Source organism: Paenibacillus sp. VTT E-133291, assembly GCF_002264395.1.
In the GTDB taxonomy this organism is placed as follows: domain Bacteria; phylum Bacillota; class Bacilli; order Paenibacillales; family Paenibacillaceae; genus Paenibacillus_AQ; species Paenibacillus_AQ nitricinens.
Genome location: NZ_NFVA01000117.1, coordinates 1 through 16,493, shown reverse-complemented (window position 1 = coordinate 16,493; position 16,493 = coordinate 1). Strand labels below are relative to the sequence as shown.

The following is a 16,493-nucleotide window of genomic DNA, read 5'->3' as shown; positions in this document are numbered from 1 at the left end:
GGTCGATTTGGAGAAAAGAGAGGCAAAAATACCTTTGATAACGCTGAAAGTGGCTGGGCTTTATTTTCACTGGCTCGGAGCGATTTCTTTTCGGGCTTGACAGCCCTTTCAAAGAATCGGTATGGTGGACTTGTCAGACTAATAGGAGGTTGATACGCATGTCAGGATGGCTAGGCAATCATTTTGTTACGCAGATTGGAATATTAGTGAATGATGTTGAAAAGGTAAGTACGGCATATGCCGAGTTTTTTGGACTCAAAAAGCCGGAAATTATCGTTACAGATACAGAAGATGTTGCACAGACACGGCATAATGGCGTGGCGACGCGGGCGCGGGCTAAGCTGGCTTTTTTTGATATGGGCTCTTTGCAGCTGGAATTGATTGAACCGGATCATGAGCCGAGTACGTGGCGCGATTACTTGAATGAGCATGGTGAGGGACCTCATCATATTGCTTTTGTGGTTGAAGGAATGAAAGAAAAGATAATGCTGCTAGAAGGCAAAGGCTTCCCACTTCAGCAAAAGGGTGAGTATACCGGTGGGCGTTATGCTTATATGGACACTTTCAAGGAGTTAAAGGTGATTGTGGAGCTGCTAGAGAACGATAAGGATAACGGGGAGGAGTAATTATGAATATTATTATTACCGGTGCAGGACGTGGACTAGGTTATGAGCTGGCGGCTGAAGCGCTGAAGCGTGGTCATGGAGTTATTGCCGGGGTTCGCCGTCCCGCTCAGGAACAAACAGCGTTATCCCAGCTTGCTGAAACCTATGGAGATAAGCTTACCATCGCTGCGCTGGACGTGACGGACGAGACGGGAATCGCGGCACTTGCTGCGAGTCTACAAGAACAAGGACGCTCGCTCGGTGCCATTATTAATAATGCGGCGGTGCTCAGCGCCCGGGATACATCGATTGAAGTATTGGATTTCCAAGATATGCTCACAACGATGGATATTAATCTGTATGGACCAATGCGAGTGGTTAAGCATTTCTTGCCGTTACTCACGGAACCCGAATGCTCGATCATCAATATATCGTCGGAAGCAGGAAGTATAACGAATGCTTACCCGAACGACTATCCTTATGGCATTTCCAAAACGGCGCTCAATATGTTCTCACAGCAGCTGCATGTGTATGTAAAAGAACGCGGGATTCAAGTGCTCAGCGTGCATCCCGGCTGGATGCACACGGATATGGGCGGGGCAGAGGCACCAACAAATCCTAATCATAGTGCCGAGGGAATCCTAGACCTGATCGAGAAGCGAACTACACGGGAAGGTCATTTCATGTTTGTAGATTATACGGGTAAGGATATGAAGATTTAGCTGATTAGATACCGCTCTTCTCGGTTGAAATCTGATGACAAAGACGGTCGCTAGCGCTCCTGCAGTTCCAAACTTCCCCTCCGATCCTTCTCGCTATTCGTTATAATCTTTTATTCAGCCTATATAAATAGGAGTGGCAGTAGAAAGAACCTCGGTAATTGTGCCGAGGTTTTTTTGTCTAAACAAATGCTTATTTCTTAAGCAATAAATAAGCGAAATAAGGTACGCCGATTAGCGACACCATGATTCCTGCCGGAATACCGTCAGGATCGACGAGATTGCGGCCAACGGTGTCCGCGATCAGAAGTAGCCAGCCGCCCAACAACACAGCGACGGGAATAAACATCTGATTACGCGGGCCGACTAGCGATTTCGCAATATGTGGAGCCATCAGTCCGATGAAGGCGATCCCACCTGTGACAGAAACTGCGGAGGCTGAAGCTGCAACTGCCGTGAGAATCAGAACGATACGTTCACGTTCGAGATTCATCCCGACACCAATGGCAGATACTTCACTTAGGCTGAGCAGGTTGAGTCGCTGCGATTTGTACAGGGTAAAGGGAACTAGTAAGATCAACCAAGGCAGTAAAGCCCAGATGAATGGCCAATCTGTACCCCATATATTCCCCGCGATCCATTTAGCAATAAAATCTACCTTGGCACGATCCGCGGAGGAAATGATCACGATCATAACGCCAGACAGCGCTAGGGAGAACCCTACCCCAACAAGCACTAACCGAACAGGGTCAAGCCCCTTAGTCCGACTATATGAAAAAAGATAGATTAACGCTGCCGTAAGTAATGCCCCTATGAAAGCAACCAGCGGCAGCGCATAAATGAATGATCCGGCGCTAACCGGGAAAAAGAGAAAGAAAGCAGCGACTGCCACACCTGCACCGGAGTTGATACCAATAATACCGGGGTCGGCTAGATCGTTTCGTGTAACGCTTTGCAGAATGGAACCGGATAACGCCAAGGCCATGCCTGCCAGCAGTGTAATCAGAATCCGCGGTAATCTTACAGAGAATAATACAAAGTCCTCTTTAAAGGTTCCATGCCCGAACAGAACCGGAAGCAGTCTGTCAAAAGATAGAGAAGAATATCCGATTCCCATGCTGACGATTGCTGTCAGCAGAATCAATCCGCTGCATACACATAGGATAATACGTTGCTTTCGTACGGGAGCAGAGGAAATCATGAGAGTGTTTTACCTCCTTTCCGAACAACAAACAAGAAGAAAGGTAGCCCAAGCATAGCTACTACGGCGACCACTGGCGTCTCATAAGGTGCATGGATTGTCCGTCCAATTGTATCCGCGAGAAGCATGAACGATGCACCTGTAAAGATCGAGATCGGCAATATATACCGGTAATCGGTACCGACAATCTTACGGACAATATGCGGAATCATCAGCCCCACAAAAGCCATATCCCCAATTAGAGCAACCGATGCTCCAGTCAGCAGAATAATAAGAGTGAATAGAATCCCTTTAACCAAAGCTAGGTTTTGGCCTAAACCGATGGCTACCTCGTCACTTAAGCTAAGAATGGTTAACTGGTTTGAAAAAAATAATGCGACCACGATGCCGATGAGGATCACAAGTGCGATAGCCTGAAGTTGGCCCCAGGTTGTGCCAATCAATCCACCCGCTGTCCACATGGATACATCCTTGGATATTTTGAAGGCAATGCTTACGCCACTTGCGATAGCATACAGAAAGGCAGATACCGCTGCACCGGCTAGTACGATTCGAATCGGAGAGAAGCCACCTTGGCGAACAGAACCGAGAACAAGCACTAGCACGGCTCCTAGGGCAGCGCCAAAGAAACAAGCGATCATGGTACCAAAATAATTCAGTCCCGGAAGAAATACAAACGTAAGAGCCAGCGCCATATTCGCGCCCGAGGTCAGACCGAGCAGGCCTGGGTCGGCTAATGGATTGCGTGTAACCCCCTGCATGATAGCACCGGATACGGCAAAGGCCGCACCGATCAGCATGGCGGCGATTTCGCGAGGCAGCCGGATCTCACGCAGAATAAGGGCATTGTCTGCTTTTGAATTTGAGGTGATGGCGAGCCACAGATCATTGAAAGTGGTTTCTTTAGCCCCGAATAGCATAGCAATCACGAGGCATATAACCATTACCAGCACGCTACCAAGCAGCTTATATAAAAATGGAATGGAAGTTTGCTTCGTAGTCATTATCTTTATTTTCCAAGAAATTGTTGTTCAAAGAATTCCAACTGGTACTCAAGGCTAAGTGGATCGTTAAAATAGAATGCTTTTGCATCAGCTTCGTAGACATGATTATTTTTGACAGCAGGGATGCTCTTGTAGATTTCTGTATTCTGGAAGGAATTGTCCTCATCCGCATTTTTACTGAAAATAACGTAATCGCCCAGATAATCCTTCAGCACTTCTGTCGAGACAGCAAAGAATCCATCTGTTTTGGTGCTTTCCTTTACTGTTTCTGGCATGCCAAGCTTGAAGTCCCCATAGAGGAGTTCAGTTCCGCGGCCAAAGTTATACCCGTATACATACAATTGCTTATTAAAGGTCTCAATAACAGAGACAGTGGCATTATCACCGATCTTCGCTCTGATTTCTTCACCCGCTTTTTTGGTACGGGCACTAAAATCATCGACCCAAGCCTGAGCTTCTTTTTCTTTATTTACCAATTTGCCGACTTCCAGCTGTTGGGTTAAGTAATCCACTTTATTATAAGTATAAGTAACGGTCGGTGCGATTTGCTTGAATTTATCGATATTCTTAATATCGGAGAGCCCGATGATCAAATCCGGCTGCAGTTCAATGATTTTCTCCAGGCTTTCATCGCTAACCGCTTCTACGTCTTTTAGCTGTTCTTCAAAGCGTGGATTGGTTTTGGACATTTCGTCTACACCTACAACAGGTACACCAAGTGCCATGACATTCCCGGTTAAAAAACGGGTGAGTACAACGACACGCTGAGGATGTGTTGGAACCTCGACAGGTCCGTCTTCGGATTGATAAGTAAAAGTCGCACTTTCTGACTCCGCAGCAGGAGTAGAAGATGGGCTGTTTGTAGGACTCTTCGCCTGATTTCCCCCACAAGCACTGAGTGCAATCCCCATAATAAGTACAAACGGAATAAATATCTTTCTCATTAAATCATTCTCCCCTTTTTTTTGTATGGCAGTGTTACTTTGAACAATTCAAACCGTGTAAATCAATCTTCAGCCTATGCTTTAGAGTGATTATGAGAATCATTCGCATTTGTAATCATTATAGGGATCCCTTATGTGCCTAACCATGCCTTTTTGTTGGAAAAAAGACTTGGACTATTATTTGCCTCCGAATAAAGCTACAGCACGTCCTAGTTGTAAGCGAATCGAAGCGGGGTTATAAGGAACCCAATCATCCAGATCAAGTAAATGGACTTTCTTCTGCTGCACTGCGGAAAGCTGGCTCCAATAAGGGGATTGAAAGATCGCTTCAGTGTGCGCGGTAGAGCCTTTGGCATCGGGAAATACAATGACTAAAATTCGGTCTCCTGCATAATCTGCAAGATCTGAAACTTCAATCGAAATTGAATGGAACTGGTCTCCAAGTCTTTTAATCTCGTTGTCAATCAAGGTCGGAGCTCTAAGTCCAAGGGATTGGTATATCACATAGCCTACATTTCTTGCCCCGTAAACGAGTAGCTCGTCCGGTTTAATGATCAGAAGGGTCACAATTTCGTTAGCGATCGCACCTTGCTGTATCACGGCACGAGCTTCTAGTTCTTCTTGTTCAAAGGCATCTAGCCACTGCTCAGCCCGATTACTCCGCTGAATGGCTCGGCCAATTAGGCGGAGCTGATCTTTCCAGCCGATTTCGTTCCAAGAGACTTCCATAATAGGGGCTACTGCCCGTAGCTGCCCAGCATTCAATCCGTATTCTTCCAAATGCTCTTTGGCCGCAATAATCAGTTCAACGTTGGCATCAAGTAAAAGCGATCGGATCTGTTCAGCCGAGCTATTTGTGTTGATAAACTTCATCGACTGAGGTGGATCCTGATCCGAAAGATTCAAATATTCACTACTTTCAGAGATGGTAACCGCAGGTTCTAAGCCAAGTAACAGTAAATGGCTTGCATAAGGAGTGAGCATTACGGCAACTCGCTGGAAAGAGCTTCGGCTGTAACCAGATGGAGATGCGCCTGTCTGCAGCTTAAAACGACGGCTGAGATAAAATTCATCCTTGTAGCCTACCTTTAGCGCAATTTCCCTAAGTGTACCTGAACCGTTAAGCAAAAGCTCCTTGGCACTATGGACCCGTAGCCGCGACAAGTATTCGCTCTGGCTGAAGCCTGTTACCTGCTTGAACAGCGTTGAATAATGCGAGCTGCTTACACCCGCAATGGCGGCTAAGTGCTCACGTGTTATTTTTTCGCTAAAGTGATTCTCCAGGTAAGAAATGCTCCGTTCCATCGATGGCTGCTCGTTGACTGTATATCTGGCTTCCTGCTGTTCAAGTAATTGTAGAATAATCTGATGAAAGAGCATTTGATTCTGTACATGACGTGTTTCTCGATCTGGCAGTCGGTGAAGATACAACTCCTTGACACTGGATACAATGGTAGGCTCATAAGGAAACAACGACATATTTGAACTCGAAGCCATTTCGCTTTTTCGTACCATCGTACTGCCAGGTATAGCCTGAGTCTGCTCTTGAATCCAGATGGTGAGCTTATAGGCATGAAGCGGCTGCTGGAGATTTGTAATTATAGAGGCATGAGTATTAGCGGGGAGAAGGATTACGCTTCCTTCCGTAAGCTCATAGGTTAGATTATTGACTTCAAGGCTTCCTTTACCAGCGGCAACGGCCAGTAATACGGTTAGATTCTCATGAATCTGAACTCTTGGTAGATTTGAGGTCCCATACATCGATTGAATGCTGCCAGCGCTATATAAAGGAAAATGAGATTCGGCCCATTCCGGGATAACGTTATTCAAAATAAGGCCTCCGTTACTTGAATATATTTTGAAACTATAATGCTATAGATTGAACTGTATTATTGACGTCTGTGGAACTCATTATAACATCTTACCTTTTTAGATAAGCCTGTTAATTATCTGCTCTATATATTCTTTTTAAAGGATACGTCTGTCCAAGAGAAAGCACATTGGATCGAATATACATACTACCAGGAATTCTTCATCCATTTTAAAGAGGTGATTAAGATGAAAAAGCAGATAGCCTCCACTAAGAAGCGAAGGCTTCTTGCCAGTCCTAAGCCCAAACGTAATCTGAATCTTAAAGCAAAAGCCCAGACTATTAATTTCGCGGTTATTGGGGATAGCCATGTGGGATATGGGAATAGCGCAAGCATTTTTAGAAATCTTCTGCCAAAGGCTGTGGGGAGCGGGAATAAGAGGTTTGTTATTTTTGGAGGAGATAACACGCAAGCGGGAGCGAATCATGGAAATAATGCAAATGCCTATTACAAGGACTTCAAGGATACAGTTACTAGCACGCTCGGAAGCATCCCCTATAAAGCATCGATTGGAAATTGGGAGGCAAGTACCCAGTCCTTATTCACACAATATTTAGGGGCTGTTGAAGGACAAATGAATTTCCCTGGGACACAGGGCAAAGTGAAGTACGTATGGCTCAATTGTGCGCTTGGAAAATTTTCGCCGGCCAGTATAAATCTATTAAAGAATTTAGATGACCAGCATTACTACATTATTGATTTTCATTGGCCTTTAAAAGTGAGCGGGATCACGGTCGATCCTAGCCATGTATTAAGCGCGGCGGAGACTGCTAAGTTTTTTACGTCTATTCCTGTTAAGGTGAGAGATAAAGTATTGGCTATTTTTACACATCATGGGCATTTGTTTTACCGAAAGCTTACTAATATATATCCAGGGTATACAAATACAAAATTCTTTGTGTGCGGATGTTCGGGTGATTATAAATGTAAGCCGAGTGGTGATCGCGGTTATTACAACGCCACACTAACCATCAATGGGACGGCATTTAATGTCGATGCTTTTAAGGTAGCGGTCTCTTAGTGAAGAAGTGGATGCGGTTAAAATAAAACGCTAATTTTCGGGATAAACCCGAGATTAGCGTTTTATTTTATTAAGAATAGCCCATTAACCATGGAGTCACAGGTAAATAGTGAGTAAGTAGGATTATTTAACATGTTTGTATAATAGTTTATATATGTATTGAATAAATTTATTTAGGAGGTCTACCCATGAAAGAACTATTATTTCATTCTTTAGAACAAGCGGGTGTGTCGGCTTACGGTGTAGAGCGCATACGTAAAGCAGCTGCACAAATGGTTGAAGACAACATCACACCGGCACAAGTTATTGTTGCTGCAAGAAAGGGTACGCTACTGGTCCATCAAGCGAACGGGAAATTCGGTCCAGAGCCAGGCGCAGCGGAATTAACTGTAGATGCTATTTATCCGCTGTGTTCTATAACAAAACTGTTTACGGCAACCGCTATAATGATGTTAATAGAACAAGGGAAGATTGGTCTAAACAGACCTGTTTCCGATTACATCCCCGAATTTACAGGTGAAGGCAAAACTAAGGTATGCGTACATCACTTATTGACACATACCTCTGGCCTGGAGGGTGAGGTGATTTGGCAGAACGGACAGTTGAAAAAGGAACAAGGAGAATACCCTCCACACGAACCTAATCAAGATCCAGATCAGCATAAGTACTTATATGGCGGTTATGATGCACCGCTTAGTAACGAACCTGGTACGGTGATGTCTTATTGCGGATATGGTTATGAGCTGTTGGGTGAAATCATCCGGCGCGTTAGCGGACAGGCTTATGATGTATTCATAAAGGAAACCATTTTTAAACCGCTTGGTATGGAAAATACATATTATCGTGTACCCATGGACATGCGGGACAAAGTAGTAAGACGTGCACCGGAAGCGGCGTGCGCGGAATGGGTAGACAGCGAGTATAATTTGAATTCCGTATCTGCGGGGGGCGGCGCGTACTCCACGGCTATGGATTTGGCTGTCTTTGGCCAGATGTTTCTTAACGGTGGGATATATAACGGAGTACGATTTCTTAGTCCGGTTACCGTAAAAGAAATGACCCGCAACCAAATTCCAGGCGTATCCTCACAATATAGAGACGAGGTTTTTCCAGAAGCGTATTGGGGGTACGGATGGGCGATTAACGGCTCGAAGCGTGATGGTGGAGATTTGTTCTCTCCAGAAGCCTATTCACACTGGGGCGCGGCAGGTCCTTTCCTTTGCGTTGATCCGATTTATCAGACGGTGACCGTTCATTTATCCGTAGAGTTGGATCACCAGAAGCCATTTAAAAATATGTATGTTGATTACTTCAACAATACTGTTCTGGCAGCCATCACTGATCTTTAATCGAATTTGGTTACCATTCTAAAAAAAGCTTGAGGGAACCTATTAAATAGGTTCCCTCAGGCTTTTTTCCTATTCCAACTCATGTTAATGAAGAGATTATCCTTAATCAACAAATGTAAGATCTATATCTATTTTTCCCTTTGGATGCTTTGCTTGTAATGTCAAAGACATCATATGACCCAATCACGGTTCCAGTAATGTCCCCATTTTTTGCTTTCATTTTCAAAGTATCCCCGACCGCAACTTTTGTTACCTCTAAATCGCCATTTGAAAGGGTTGCATCGATGGAACCTTTTACGCTCACTCCGGACAACAACGCATGGTCATTTTTGGTCTCGATATTCAGATCCTTATCCATCTCTACATTGCTAAAATCACCTTTAATGAATTTATGTAGCGCTAAGACAGTCTCCCATTCCTTTAGAAAATCATGGGTTTTATCTTTCCCTTGCGGAGTGATTTTATAATATTTTCGCAATCGACTATTGTGTTCAGTCGAATACACGGTCTCACAGTTTTGTGTCTCTAAACGCTTTAAAATTGGATAAAGCGTTGATTCGGAATTCTCAATATGCTCAGAAAGATCTTTGACGATTTTGTATCCATGATCCCCCCTAACACCCTTTGAATGCGCTCTTTCTTGTCTTTTTTTAATTACTGTTAGTATCCTTATTGGTTTTGAATTGTCTAGGGGTGACGCCCGTGTATTTTTTAAATACTTTGGTGAAATAGCTTTGGTCGTTGAATTGCAGACGGGTAGCAATGTCGGATAGGTGGATTCCAGGTAATTCAATTAGCCGTTTAGCTTCTTCAATTCGTTCGATTTGAATAAAATCGCTAACGGTGAACCCGGTCTCTTTCTTGAATAGCTGAGAGAGATAACTCCTGTTCAAGCCTGCAACCATTGCCAGGTTATCTAGGGAAAGCTCTTCATACAGATGATTAAAAATATAGTTCTTACAGAGGGCCACAGTTCGCGACAGTTGTGCACTTCTATTATTTCTGACATGGTCAGCGAAATCACAAAGCGCATGAAGAAGAGCGTTGTCTACTGCGGGAATATCCTTCAGTTCTTCGATATGCTGGATATGAAAATCGCTGAGGGTATAGGAAATCTCCCAATACAGCCCTCCATCTATCGCTGCACGTGTAGCGAGGGTAATACAGGAGATCGCCAAATTTTTTTTGCTGCGTAACTGACTTTTTTTAGAGAGTACACCGTAATTTTCTTCGGGGAATGAAGCTTGGCTTCGTAGCAGCTCGGCTTTATTCCCATTTTTGATATGGTGAAATAGAGCCTTTTCCAGCATAGGCTCGTGATGGAACCATGTATTCTCTCTACGGTAAGAGACATCCAAATCCAAGCTGTCGCTAGAGGGCTGTTTGGGTTCAAGCGCTCGAGAGTCAAGCAGTAGTTCGCTCAGGGTCAGAGTTTTTCCAGTAATAAGAGAATAGAGAAGCATAGCGGTATGGTACAATCTCATCCGGTTCATTACAGGCAGATTGCGATAGTAAGTAAGGCATTGATCCTGAAGTCCGTAGGGTACTTCATTGTCACGCATTAGACTGGAGATACTGTCTCCTGAGAGTTGAGTAAATAACGAGGGACCCATTACAATGGTGCCTCCGCCATTATGCTCGAAAGGAAGATCGAGAAGGATATAATTCTCTAGGAAATTAGTGGTGCGAATGATTGGTATTGAGGCATTCCAGGAGTTATCGTTATTAGAATGGTTCTCGTGGTTAGTAGAATCTGTAATCTCTGAAATTAGGTCATTGATGTTATACACCCAAGGGGCAAGCTCTGAAGTGGAAGGCAGCGCTAGCTCGATTCCTCGATCGGAGTCAAGCAGAAACACAGGAATTTGAAGCGATTCATACAGCGCTTTACAGATATATTGAGCTCCTTCATGATCGTCCAAATAATTCAACATTTTAAAGCCTCCTTACCCAACAAGAATACCAAAAATACAATAATAATGCCATAAATCCGGTATGAAGTAGATTAAAATGAGGATAGTATACATTCAGAGGAGGTATTTTTATGAAAACCAACATTCATGAACTCATCGCACAAATGACCCTTGAGGAGAAAGCAGGACTCTGCTCAGGGCTTGATTTTTGGCATACTAAGGGCATTGAACGACTCGGAATCCCCTCTTTAATGGTAACGGACGGACCTCATGGTTTACGTAAGCAAAAAGAGAGTGCCGATCACCTCGGGCTCCATAACAGTGTACCCGCAACGTGTTTTCCTTCAGCAGCAGGGATGGCTTCTTCCTGGGATCGGGATTTAATCGGACGTGTGGGTGCAGCACTAGGGAAAGAGTGTCAGGCAGAGAATGTCGCTGTTCTGCTCGGGCCGGGAACAAATATTAAGCGCTCCCCATTAAATGGTCGTAACTTTGAATATTTTTCGGAAGATCCTTATCTTTCGTCGGAGATGGGTGGAAATCATATCAATGGTGTGCAAAGTGAAGGAGTAGGAACCTCACTCAAACACTTTGCCGCAAATAATCAGGAGCACCGGAGAATGTCCGTTGATGCCGTTATTGATGAGCGGACGCTGCGGGAGATTTATCTGGCTAGCTTTGAAGGTGCAGTTAAGAAGAGTCAGCCATGGAGTGTGATGTGCTCTTACAATCGCTTAAACGGTGAATATGCTTCAGAAAGTGAGTTTCTCCTGACAAAGATTCTTAGAGAGGAATGGGGCTACGCAGGATTCGTCGTTTCCGACTGGGGGGCGGTCAATGAGCGAGTGAAGGCACTGCAAGCAGGGCTGGAACTGGAAATGCCATCCACCGGAGGACTTGGCGATGCCCAGATTGTAAAGGCTGTACAAAATGGTGAACTAGCTGAAGAAATATTGGATCTTGCGGTAGAGCGATTGCTTACTTTTGTTATTAAAGCGGTAGAGAGCCGTAAAGAGAATGCCTCATTTAATGTTGAGGATCATCATCGTTTGGCACGCGAAGTAGCCCGGGAGAGCATGGTGTTACTTAGAAATGAGGATGGGATTCTGCCGTTGTCTAAGCAAGGGACTATTGCGGTGATCGGCGAGTTTGCTAAAAATCCGCGTTATCAGGGCGGAGGCAGCTCACATGTGAATCCGACGAAACTGGATGATGCTTTTGAAGAGATGAAGGCTCATGCAGGTTCTGCCGAACTGCTGTATGCGCAAGGATATGAACTGAATCATGACACGATTAATGAAGCTTTGCTACAAGAGGCACGGAATACAGCGGCAAAAGGGAATGTAGCCGTATTGTTCCTTGGACTTCCGGATAATTATGAATCAGAGGGTTATGATCGCAGTCATTTGTCACTTCCAGAGAGCCATAAAGCGTTAATCGATGCAGTAGCTGAGGTACAAAGCAATATCGTCGTTGTACTCAGCAATGGTTCACCCATAGAAATGCCTTGGATTCATAAAACGAAGGGTATTCTTGAAGGTTATCTAGGTGGTCAGGCTTTTGGCGGTGCAGTGGCAGATTTACTGTTTGGAGAGGTTAGTCCAAGTGGCAAACTGGCAGAGACCTTCCCGATGAAGCTGAGCGATAATCCATCCTTTCTTAATTTCCCAGGTGAAGGGGATACGGTAGAGTACAAAGAAGGCTTGTTTGTAGGCTATCGTTATTATGATAAAAAAGAGCTTGAACCGCTGTTTCCTTTCGGCTTTGGTCTAAGCTACACCGCGTTTCAATACAGCAATTTGAGAATCTCCAAGAGCAGCATAAAAGATACCGAGAACGTACAAGTTACGGCTACCGTCAAAAACACGGGTACTCGCGCAGGAAAAGAAATCGTTCAGCTCTATGTTAGCGACGTGAAGAGCAGCGTGATCCGCCCACTTAAGGAGCTTAAGGGCTTCCAGAAGCTAACGCTTCAGCCTGGTGAAGAGCAAGTGGTTTCTTTTGAACTGGATAAACGCTCCTTTGCTTATTACAACGTCAACATTGGCGATTGGCATGTGGAAAGTGGAGTTTTTGATATTGCTGTTGGTTCATCTTCACGAGATATTCGTCTGACTGCTTCGATTGAAGTAGAATCGACAGTTCCACTTCCGTTAAGTTATCATCGCAACAGTACCGTTGGTGATTTGCTAGACAATCCACGTACGGCGGATAAAGTGAAGGAGTTCAGCAGTATTTTTGGAATGGAAGATGCGATGGACGATAATCCGGAAATGTTCGTGGCGATGATGAAATATATGCCGCTGCGGGCACTGGTTGGGTTCGGTCAAGGGAAATACACGGATGAAGATTTAGCGAAGGATCTGCAAGAATTTAATGCTTTGGCTGTAGAGTAGGTGGAATAGTAGGGAGTAAACCTCAACGTTCGCACTTCACGATATATTTAGAAAAAGGCTGCCCTTAGAGGCGGCTTTTTTGGATTTTGAAGGATTGAGTTAATGAATCTAAATTATTCATTCATTCTCTTCTATATGACTTATATTACATTAAATACCATAATGTCATATGACTAAATTGATGACAACGTACACTATTTAAATGCTCTTTTTATATATATATTGATGAAATGACATGTGTTAGATGCAGATGGAGGTATGAAAAAATACGATATTCGATAACCTTCTTGATGTGCGGGTGATTTTTAAATAGCAACTTTAGTTGTCTTGTTTGCATTGTTGTTTGGATGATAGATTAGAAAAACCGTCGAATTAGGAGGAAAAATGAGATTTAAGGAGTTAATCATGTCTGGAAGCGATCTACAACTAACTAATAATGGATGGTACAAAGCGAATGAATATTAGCATTATATTGTTGGCTCAGCACTTTAATCTAACCGTACAATGTCTGGATCGAATCAAGCAATATACGCCTATGCCCTATGAGCTGATCGTCGTCTCGGATTACGAATCTACTGAAGTGTCGAATTTTCTTGCATATGAATACGGTGTTCATGTCATTCATAGCAGGAGTAAAGGGGTTGCAGCTGCATTTAATCTGGGCGCGCGGTCAGCGTCTGGTGATCGTCTTGTATTTATCCGCGATCAGATCATGGTAAATGAGGGATGGCTAGAGCAGTTGTCGAGCTGTTTGGATCATTATCCGAATGCTGCGATCGTGGGTCCTAGAATGAATGATGTTAGCGGTGGTCAAAGGATTCCCATTGTTTATCAGAACATGGAGCAACTCTATCAGTCGGCATCCATGCTTGCTATTGGGAAGTCAATGTCTTGGACCCGGGTTTCTAGGCTTGTTAGTTTGCTAATGATGATGCCGCGTCGCTATTTTGAGGAGATTGGGTCCTTCGATGAGAGGTTTGAGGTCGAATCCTATGAGGATGATGATCTGTGTTATCGCGCGTTATCAATGAATCTGGATGTTTACATAGCGGAAGGATGCGTAGTCTTCCGGAAGGAACCTCCTTCAGTAAATCCCAATGATCCCGATTGGTACAATAATAGATTAATCTTGAATCGTGCTAAGGCTATAAGCAAATGGGGATTCGATTTAACTTCGTCCTTGCATTGCGGCACGCGGAAGGTCACGGTCAGCTTATGCATGATCGTGAAGAATGAAGAGCAAACCTTAGGACGTTGTTTATCCAGCGTGAGGGAGCTAGTCGACGAGATCATTATTGTGGATACGGGTTCGAGTGATGGAACCAAAGCGCTCGCAGCTTCTTATGGGGCTCGGGTTTATGATTTCGAATGGGTGAACGATTTCGCTAAGGCAAGAAATTATGCCTTCAGTCTCGCGACTCAAGAATACCTGCTGTGGTTGGATGCGGATGATTATCTGCAGTCAGAGGATGCAGAGGCTCTAGGGTCCATTGTATCCGGATTAGCATGGGATATCGATGCCGTGTCGATTCATTATTATCTCGAGCGGGATAAGGACGGTAACGTAACTTCGAGTTTAAGGCGGAATCGTCTGGTTAGACGAAGTTGTGGTTTCCGTTGGATTGGAATCGTTCATGAGTACCTGGAGGTCGAAGGCAAAGTACTCTATGCCGAGTTAGGCATAACGCATGATAGAAAGCATACGCAGTCTTCGCGTAATCTGCTTATCTATGAGGGGATGATAGAAGCGCAGGCGAGCTTCACTCCGCGGGATTTATTTTATTATGCTAACGAGTTGTATGATCACGGCCTATGGCAGCGAGCGATAGAGCAATATGATACCTTCATTGCAATGCCGGATGGCTGGATGGAGGACAAGCTGCTAGCGAGCCGGCGTGCCGCCGATGCATTGGCACAATTAAGCCGCTTTCAAGAAGCTAAGCTTAAAGTACTTCAAGCCTTTGCATTGACACCTCCCCGAGCAGAAGCTTGTTGCCAATTAGGGGCTTATGAGCTAATTGAACAACGGTTCGAGAATGCTGTTTTTTGGTACAAGCTAGCCACAGAAGTTCCTAAGCCGACTGAACCTAACGCTAGAATAGACAATTCGGCATGGACGTGGCTGCCACATTTGCAATTATGCGTTTGTTATGATCGCTTAGGTCAACACGAAGAAGCTAACTATCACAATGAATTAGCTGGGAGTTATGTACCGAAGCATCCGAGCGTCATGGCAAATCGCGATTATTTAAAGCAATACGTAACTTTATATACTTGAGGGGGATATGGTTAATGGCAAGACTAAAGAGAGCAAAGGCAAGTGGGAAGAAGAGTGGAAATTCGTTAGCCTACAAGAGCTCAATGGCATTTATTCTAATGAGTCAGTTAATTGCACCATTGAGTCCTGCTAATAGTGGTATTCTACCCCGGGCAAGCGCCGCGGCTTACAGCGATGTCAATACTTCTTCATGGGCGTACCAGTATATCACCAAAGCGTCCGCACTAGGGGTAATTGAAGGAGACGGTGCAGGCAACTTCAACCCGAGCCGTCCTGTCACAAATCAGGAAGCGGTCGTTATGGTGCTCAGGTTCATGGGATATGAGCAGCCTAAGGCAAATGGCGTGAGCCTGCCCTTCACTGTAGATTCATGGGCAACTGTATGGTTGCAGCAAGCAATTGACATCGGTCTAGTAATTCCAAGTGAGGAAGAGAGACCAAACACCGTCATCTGGGGAAAAGAACAAGCGAGTAGAGAGTGGATAACACGTCTAATTATTCGTGCGGCAGGCAAGGAATCTGAGGCGATAGAGTTAAAGGACGGCAATATCGGTTTTTCCGATGCATCAGACGCATCGGACTGGGCAGCAGGCTACATTAATGCTGCAGTAAACCGTAATGTCATTTCGGGTTTCCCTAATAATACTTTTAAACCTAAGCAGACGGCTACTCGTGCCGAGTTTGCTGCTATTTTATCTAAGACCGAAATATTTGCGAGCACGGTATCCGATCGAATTATCCATGGCTCTGTCGTCTCGATGTCGAAGAATTCAATCGAAGTGTTGAGCAGCAGCGGCCAGACGTCGGAGTTCAAAATCAATACCCATTCAGTTCTGTTCGGAGACAATGGCAAGGGTGTACTGCCTACAGGAGCATTGGTGACGCTCATCCATAATGGAGGAGTAGCTTCCTTCGTTGAAGTATTGGGAATGGGGGCAGCAGGGCAGGCAGGTTCGAAAGGTGAAAAAGGCGATAAGGGAGATACGGGCGCAACTGGCGCAGTAGGTCAAAACGGGGCTTCTGGTTCCAGTGGACCGCAAGGAGCAACGGGAGCAACCGGAGCAGTCGGAGCAACTGGAGCAGTCGGAGTAACTGGAGCGACCGGAGCTAACGGTGTAAATGGAGCAGTCGGAGCGACCGGAGCGGCTGGAGCTAAGGGTGTAACAGGTGCGGTCGGCGCGACTGGAGCAAC

At 44.9% G+C, this 16,493-nt stretch carries 13 protein-coding genes; 7 read left to right on the top strand and 6 right to left on the bottom strand.

Annotated features, from left to right (window positions below; all coding sequences use genetic code 11):
* Positions 1-158 precede the first annotated feature (158 nt).
* Together CA598_RS28475 and CA598_RS28470 are read left to right on the top strand one after the other, a co-directional pair.
* On the top strand, positions 159-626 hold the full coding sequence (locus CA598_RS28475; protein WP_094878657.1) for a VOC family protein: 468 nt from the start codon (positions 159-161) through the stop codon (positions 624-626).
* A 2-nt stretch (positions 627-628) separates the two neighbouring features.
* Entirely contained in the window at positions 629-1,327 is a 699-nt protein-coding gene (locus CA598_RS28470) for an SDR family oxidoreductase (protein ID WP_094878656.1), read from the top strand.
* Between the two features lie 190 nt (positions 1,328-1,517).
* Here the strand turns inward: CA598_RS28470 and CA598_RS28465 are convergent, their stop codons facing one another.
* The 4 genes from CA598_RS28465 to CA598_RS28450 all read right to left on the bottom strand — a co-directional run bounded on the left by CA598_RS28465 (position 1,518) and on the right by CA598_RS28450 (position 6,303).
* Complete coding sequence (locus CA598_RS28465; RefSeq protein WP_094878655.1) at positions 1,518-2,525, bottom strand: FecCD family ABC transporter permease; 1,008 nt, start codon at positions 2,523-2,525, stop codon at positions 1,518-1,520.
* Complete coding sequence (locus tag CA598_RS28460; protein ID WP_094878654.1) at positions 2,522-3,529, bottom strand: FecCD family ABC transporter permease; 1,008 nt, start codon at positions 3,527-3,529, stop codon at positions 2,522-2,524. Before CA598_RS28460 ends, CA598_RS28465 begins: the two co-directional genes overlap by 4 nt.
* Positions 3,530-3,534: 5 nt before the next feature.
* Complete coding sequence (locus CA598_RS28455) at positions 3,535-4,473, bottom strand: iron-hydroxamate ABC transporter substrate-binding protein (protein ID WP_094878653.1); 939 nt, start codon at positions 4,471-4,473, stop codon at positions 3,535-3,537.
* 177 nt (positions 4,474-4,650) lie between these two features.
* On the bottom strand, positions 4,651-6,303 hold the full coding sequence (locus CA598_RS28450; protein WP_094878652.1) for a helix-turn-helix domain-containing protein: 1,653 nt from the start codon (positions 6,301-6,303) through the stop codon (positions 4,651-4,653).
* A 228-nt stretch (positions 6,304-6,531) separates the two neighbouring features.
* On the opposite strand from CA598_RS28450, the gene CA598_RS28445 reads away from it, so the two are divergent.
* Together CA598_RS28445 and CA598_RS28440 are read left to right on the top strand one after the other, a co-directional pair.
* On the top strand, positions 6,532-7,365 hold the full coding sequence (locus tag CA598_RS28445; protein ID WP_094878651.1) for a metallophosphoesterase family protein: 834 nt from the start codon (positions 6,532-6,534) through the stop codon (positions 7,363-7,365).
* Positions 7,366-7,553: 188 nt separating this feature from the next.
* On the top strand, positions 7,554-8,714 hold the full coding sequence (locus CA598_RS28440) for a serine hydrolase domain-containing protein (RefSeq protein ID WP_094878650.1): 1,161 nt from the start codon (positions 7,554-7,556) through the stop codon (positions 8,712-8,714).
* Positions 8,715-8,820: 106 nt separating this feature from the next.
* Here CA598_RS28440 and CA598_RS33165 read toward each other — a convergent pair whose 3' ends face one another.
* Together CA598_RS33165 and CA598_RS28430 are read right to left on the bottom strand one after the other, a co-directional pair.
* Positions 8,821-9,477 (bottom strand): PadR family transcriptional regulator, encoded by a 657-nt coding sequence (locus CA598_RS33165; protein ID WP_256990690.1) that lies wholly within the window; start codon positions 9,475-9,477, stop codon positions 8,821-8,823.
* On the bottom strand, positions 9,365-10,648 hold the full coding sequence (locus CA598_RS28430; protein WP_094878649.1) for an AraC family transcriptional regulator: 1,284 nt from the start codon (positions 10,646-10,648) through the stop codon (positions 9,365-9,367). The genes CA598_RS33165 and CA598_RS28430 overlap by 113 nt, the downstream gene beginning before the upstream one ends.
* A gap of 110 nt (positions 10,649-10,758) precedes the next feature.
* Between CA598_RS28430 and CA598_RS28425 the strand changes: the two genes are divergently transcribed.
* From CA598_RS28425 to CA598_RS33390, 3 genes are all read left to right on the top strand, one after another.
* On the top strand, positions 10,759-13,023 hold the full coding sequence (locus tag CA598_RS28425; protein ID WP_094878648.1) for a beta-glucosidase family protein: 2,265 nt from the start codon (positions 10,759-10,761) through the stop codon (positions 13,021-13,023).
* A 454-nt stretch (positions 13,024-13,477) separates the two neighbouring features.
* Positions 13,478-15,301 carry a glycosyltransferase family 2 protein gene (locus CA598_RS28420; protein ID WP_179283785.1) on the top strand — a complete coding sequence of 608 codons (1,824 nt, stop codon included), beginning with the start codon at positions 13,478-13,480 and terminating at the stop codon, positions 15,299-15,301.
* Between the two features lie 14 nt (positions 15,302-15,315).
* A partial coding sequence (locus CA598_RS33390) for an S-layer homology domain-containing protein (RefSeq protein WP_179283784.1) occupies positions 15,316-16,493 on the top strand: 1,178 nt, incomplete at its 3' end.

Bases quoted from the DNA above. Each gene is read 5' to 3' on its own strand.
- CA598_RS28460 (WP_094878654.1), bottom strand. From the start codon at position 3,529: ATGACTACGAAGCAAACTTCCATTCCATTTTTATATAAGCTGCTTGGT.
- CA598_RS28440 (WP_094878650.1), top strand. From the start codon at position 7,554: ATGAAAGAACTATTATTTCATTCTTTAGAACAAGCGGGTGTGTCGGCT.
- CA598_RS28470 (WP_094878656.1), top strand. From the start codon at position 629: ATGAATATTATTATTACCGGTGCAGGACGTGGACTAGGTTATGAGCTG.
- CA598_RS28445 (WP_094878651.1), top strand. From the start codon at position 6,532: ATGAAAAAGCAGATAGCCTCCACTAAGAAGCGAAGGCTTCTTGCCAGT.
- CA598_RS28465 (WP_094878655.1), bottom strand. From the start codon at position 2,525: ATGATTTCCTCTGCTCCCGTACGAAAGCAACGTATTATCCTATGTGTA.
- CA598_RS28425 (WP_094878648.1), top strand. From the start codon at position 10,759: ATGAAAACCAACATTCATGAACTCATCGCACAAATGACCCTTGAGGAG.
- CA598_RS28475 (WP_094878657.1), top strand. From the start codon at position 159: ATGTCAGGATGGCTAGGCAATCATTTTGTTACGCAGATTGGAATATTA.
- CA598_RS28455 (WP_094878653.1), bottom strand. From the start codon at position 4,473: ATGAGAAAGATATTTATTCCGTTTGTACTTATTATGGGGATTGCACTC.
- CA598_RS28430 (WP_094878649.1), bottom strand. From the start codon at position 10,648: ATGTTGAATTATTTGGACGATCATGAAGGAGCTCAATATATCTGTAAA.
- CA598_RS28420 (WP_179283785.1), top strand. From the start codon at position 13,478: ATGAATATTAGCATTATATTGTTGGCTCAGCACTTTAATCTAACCGTA.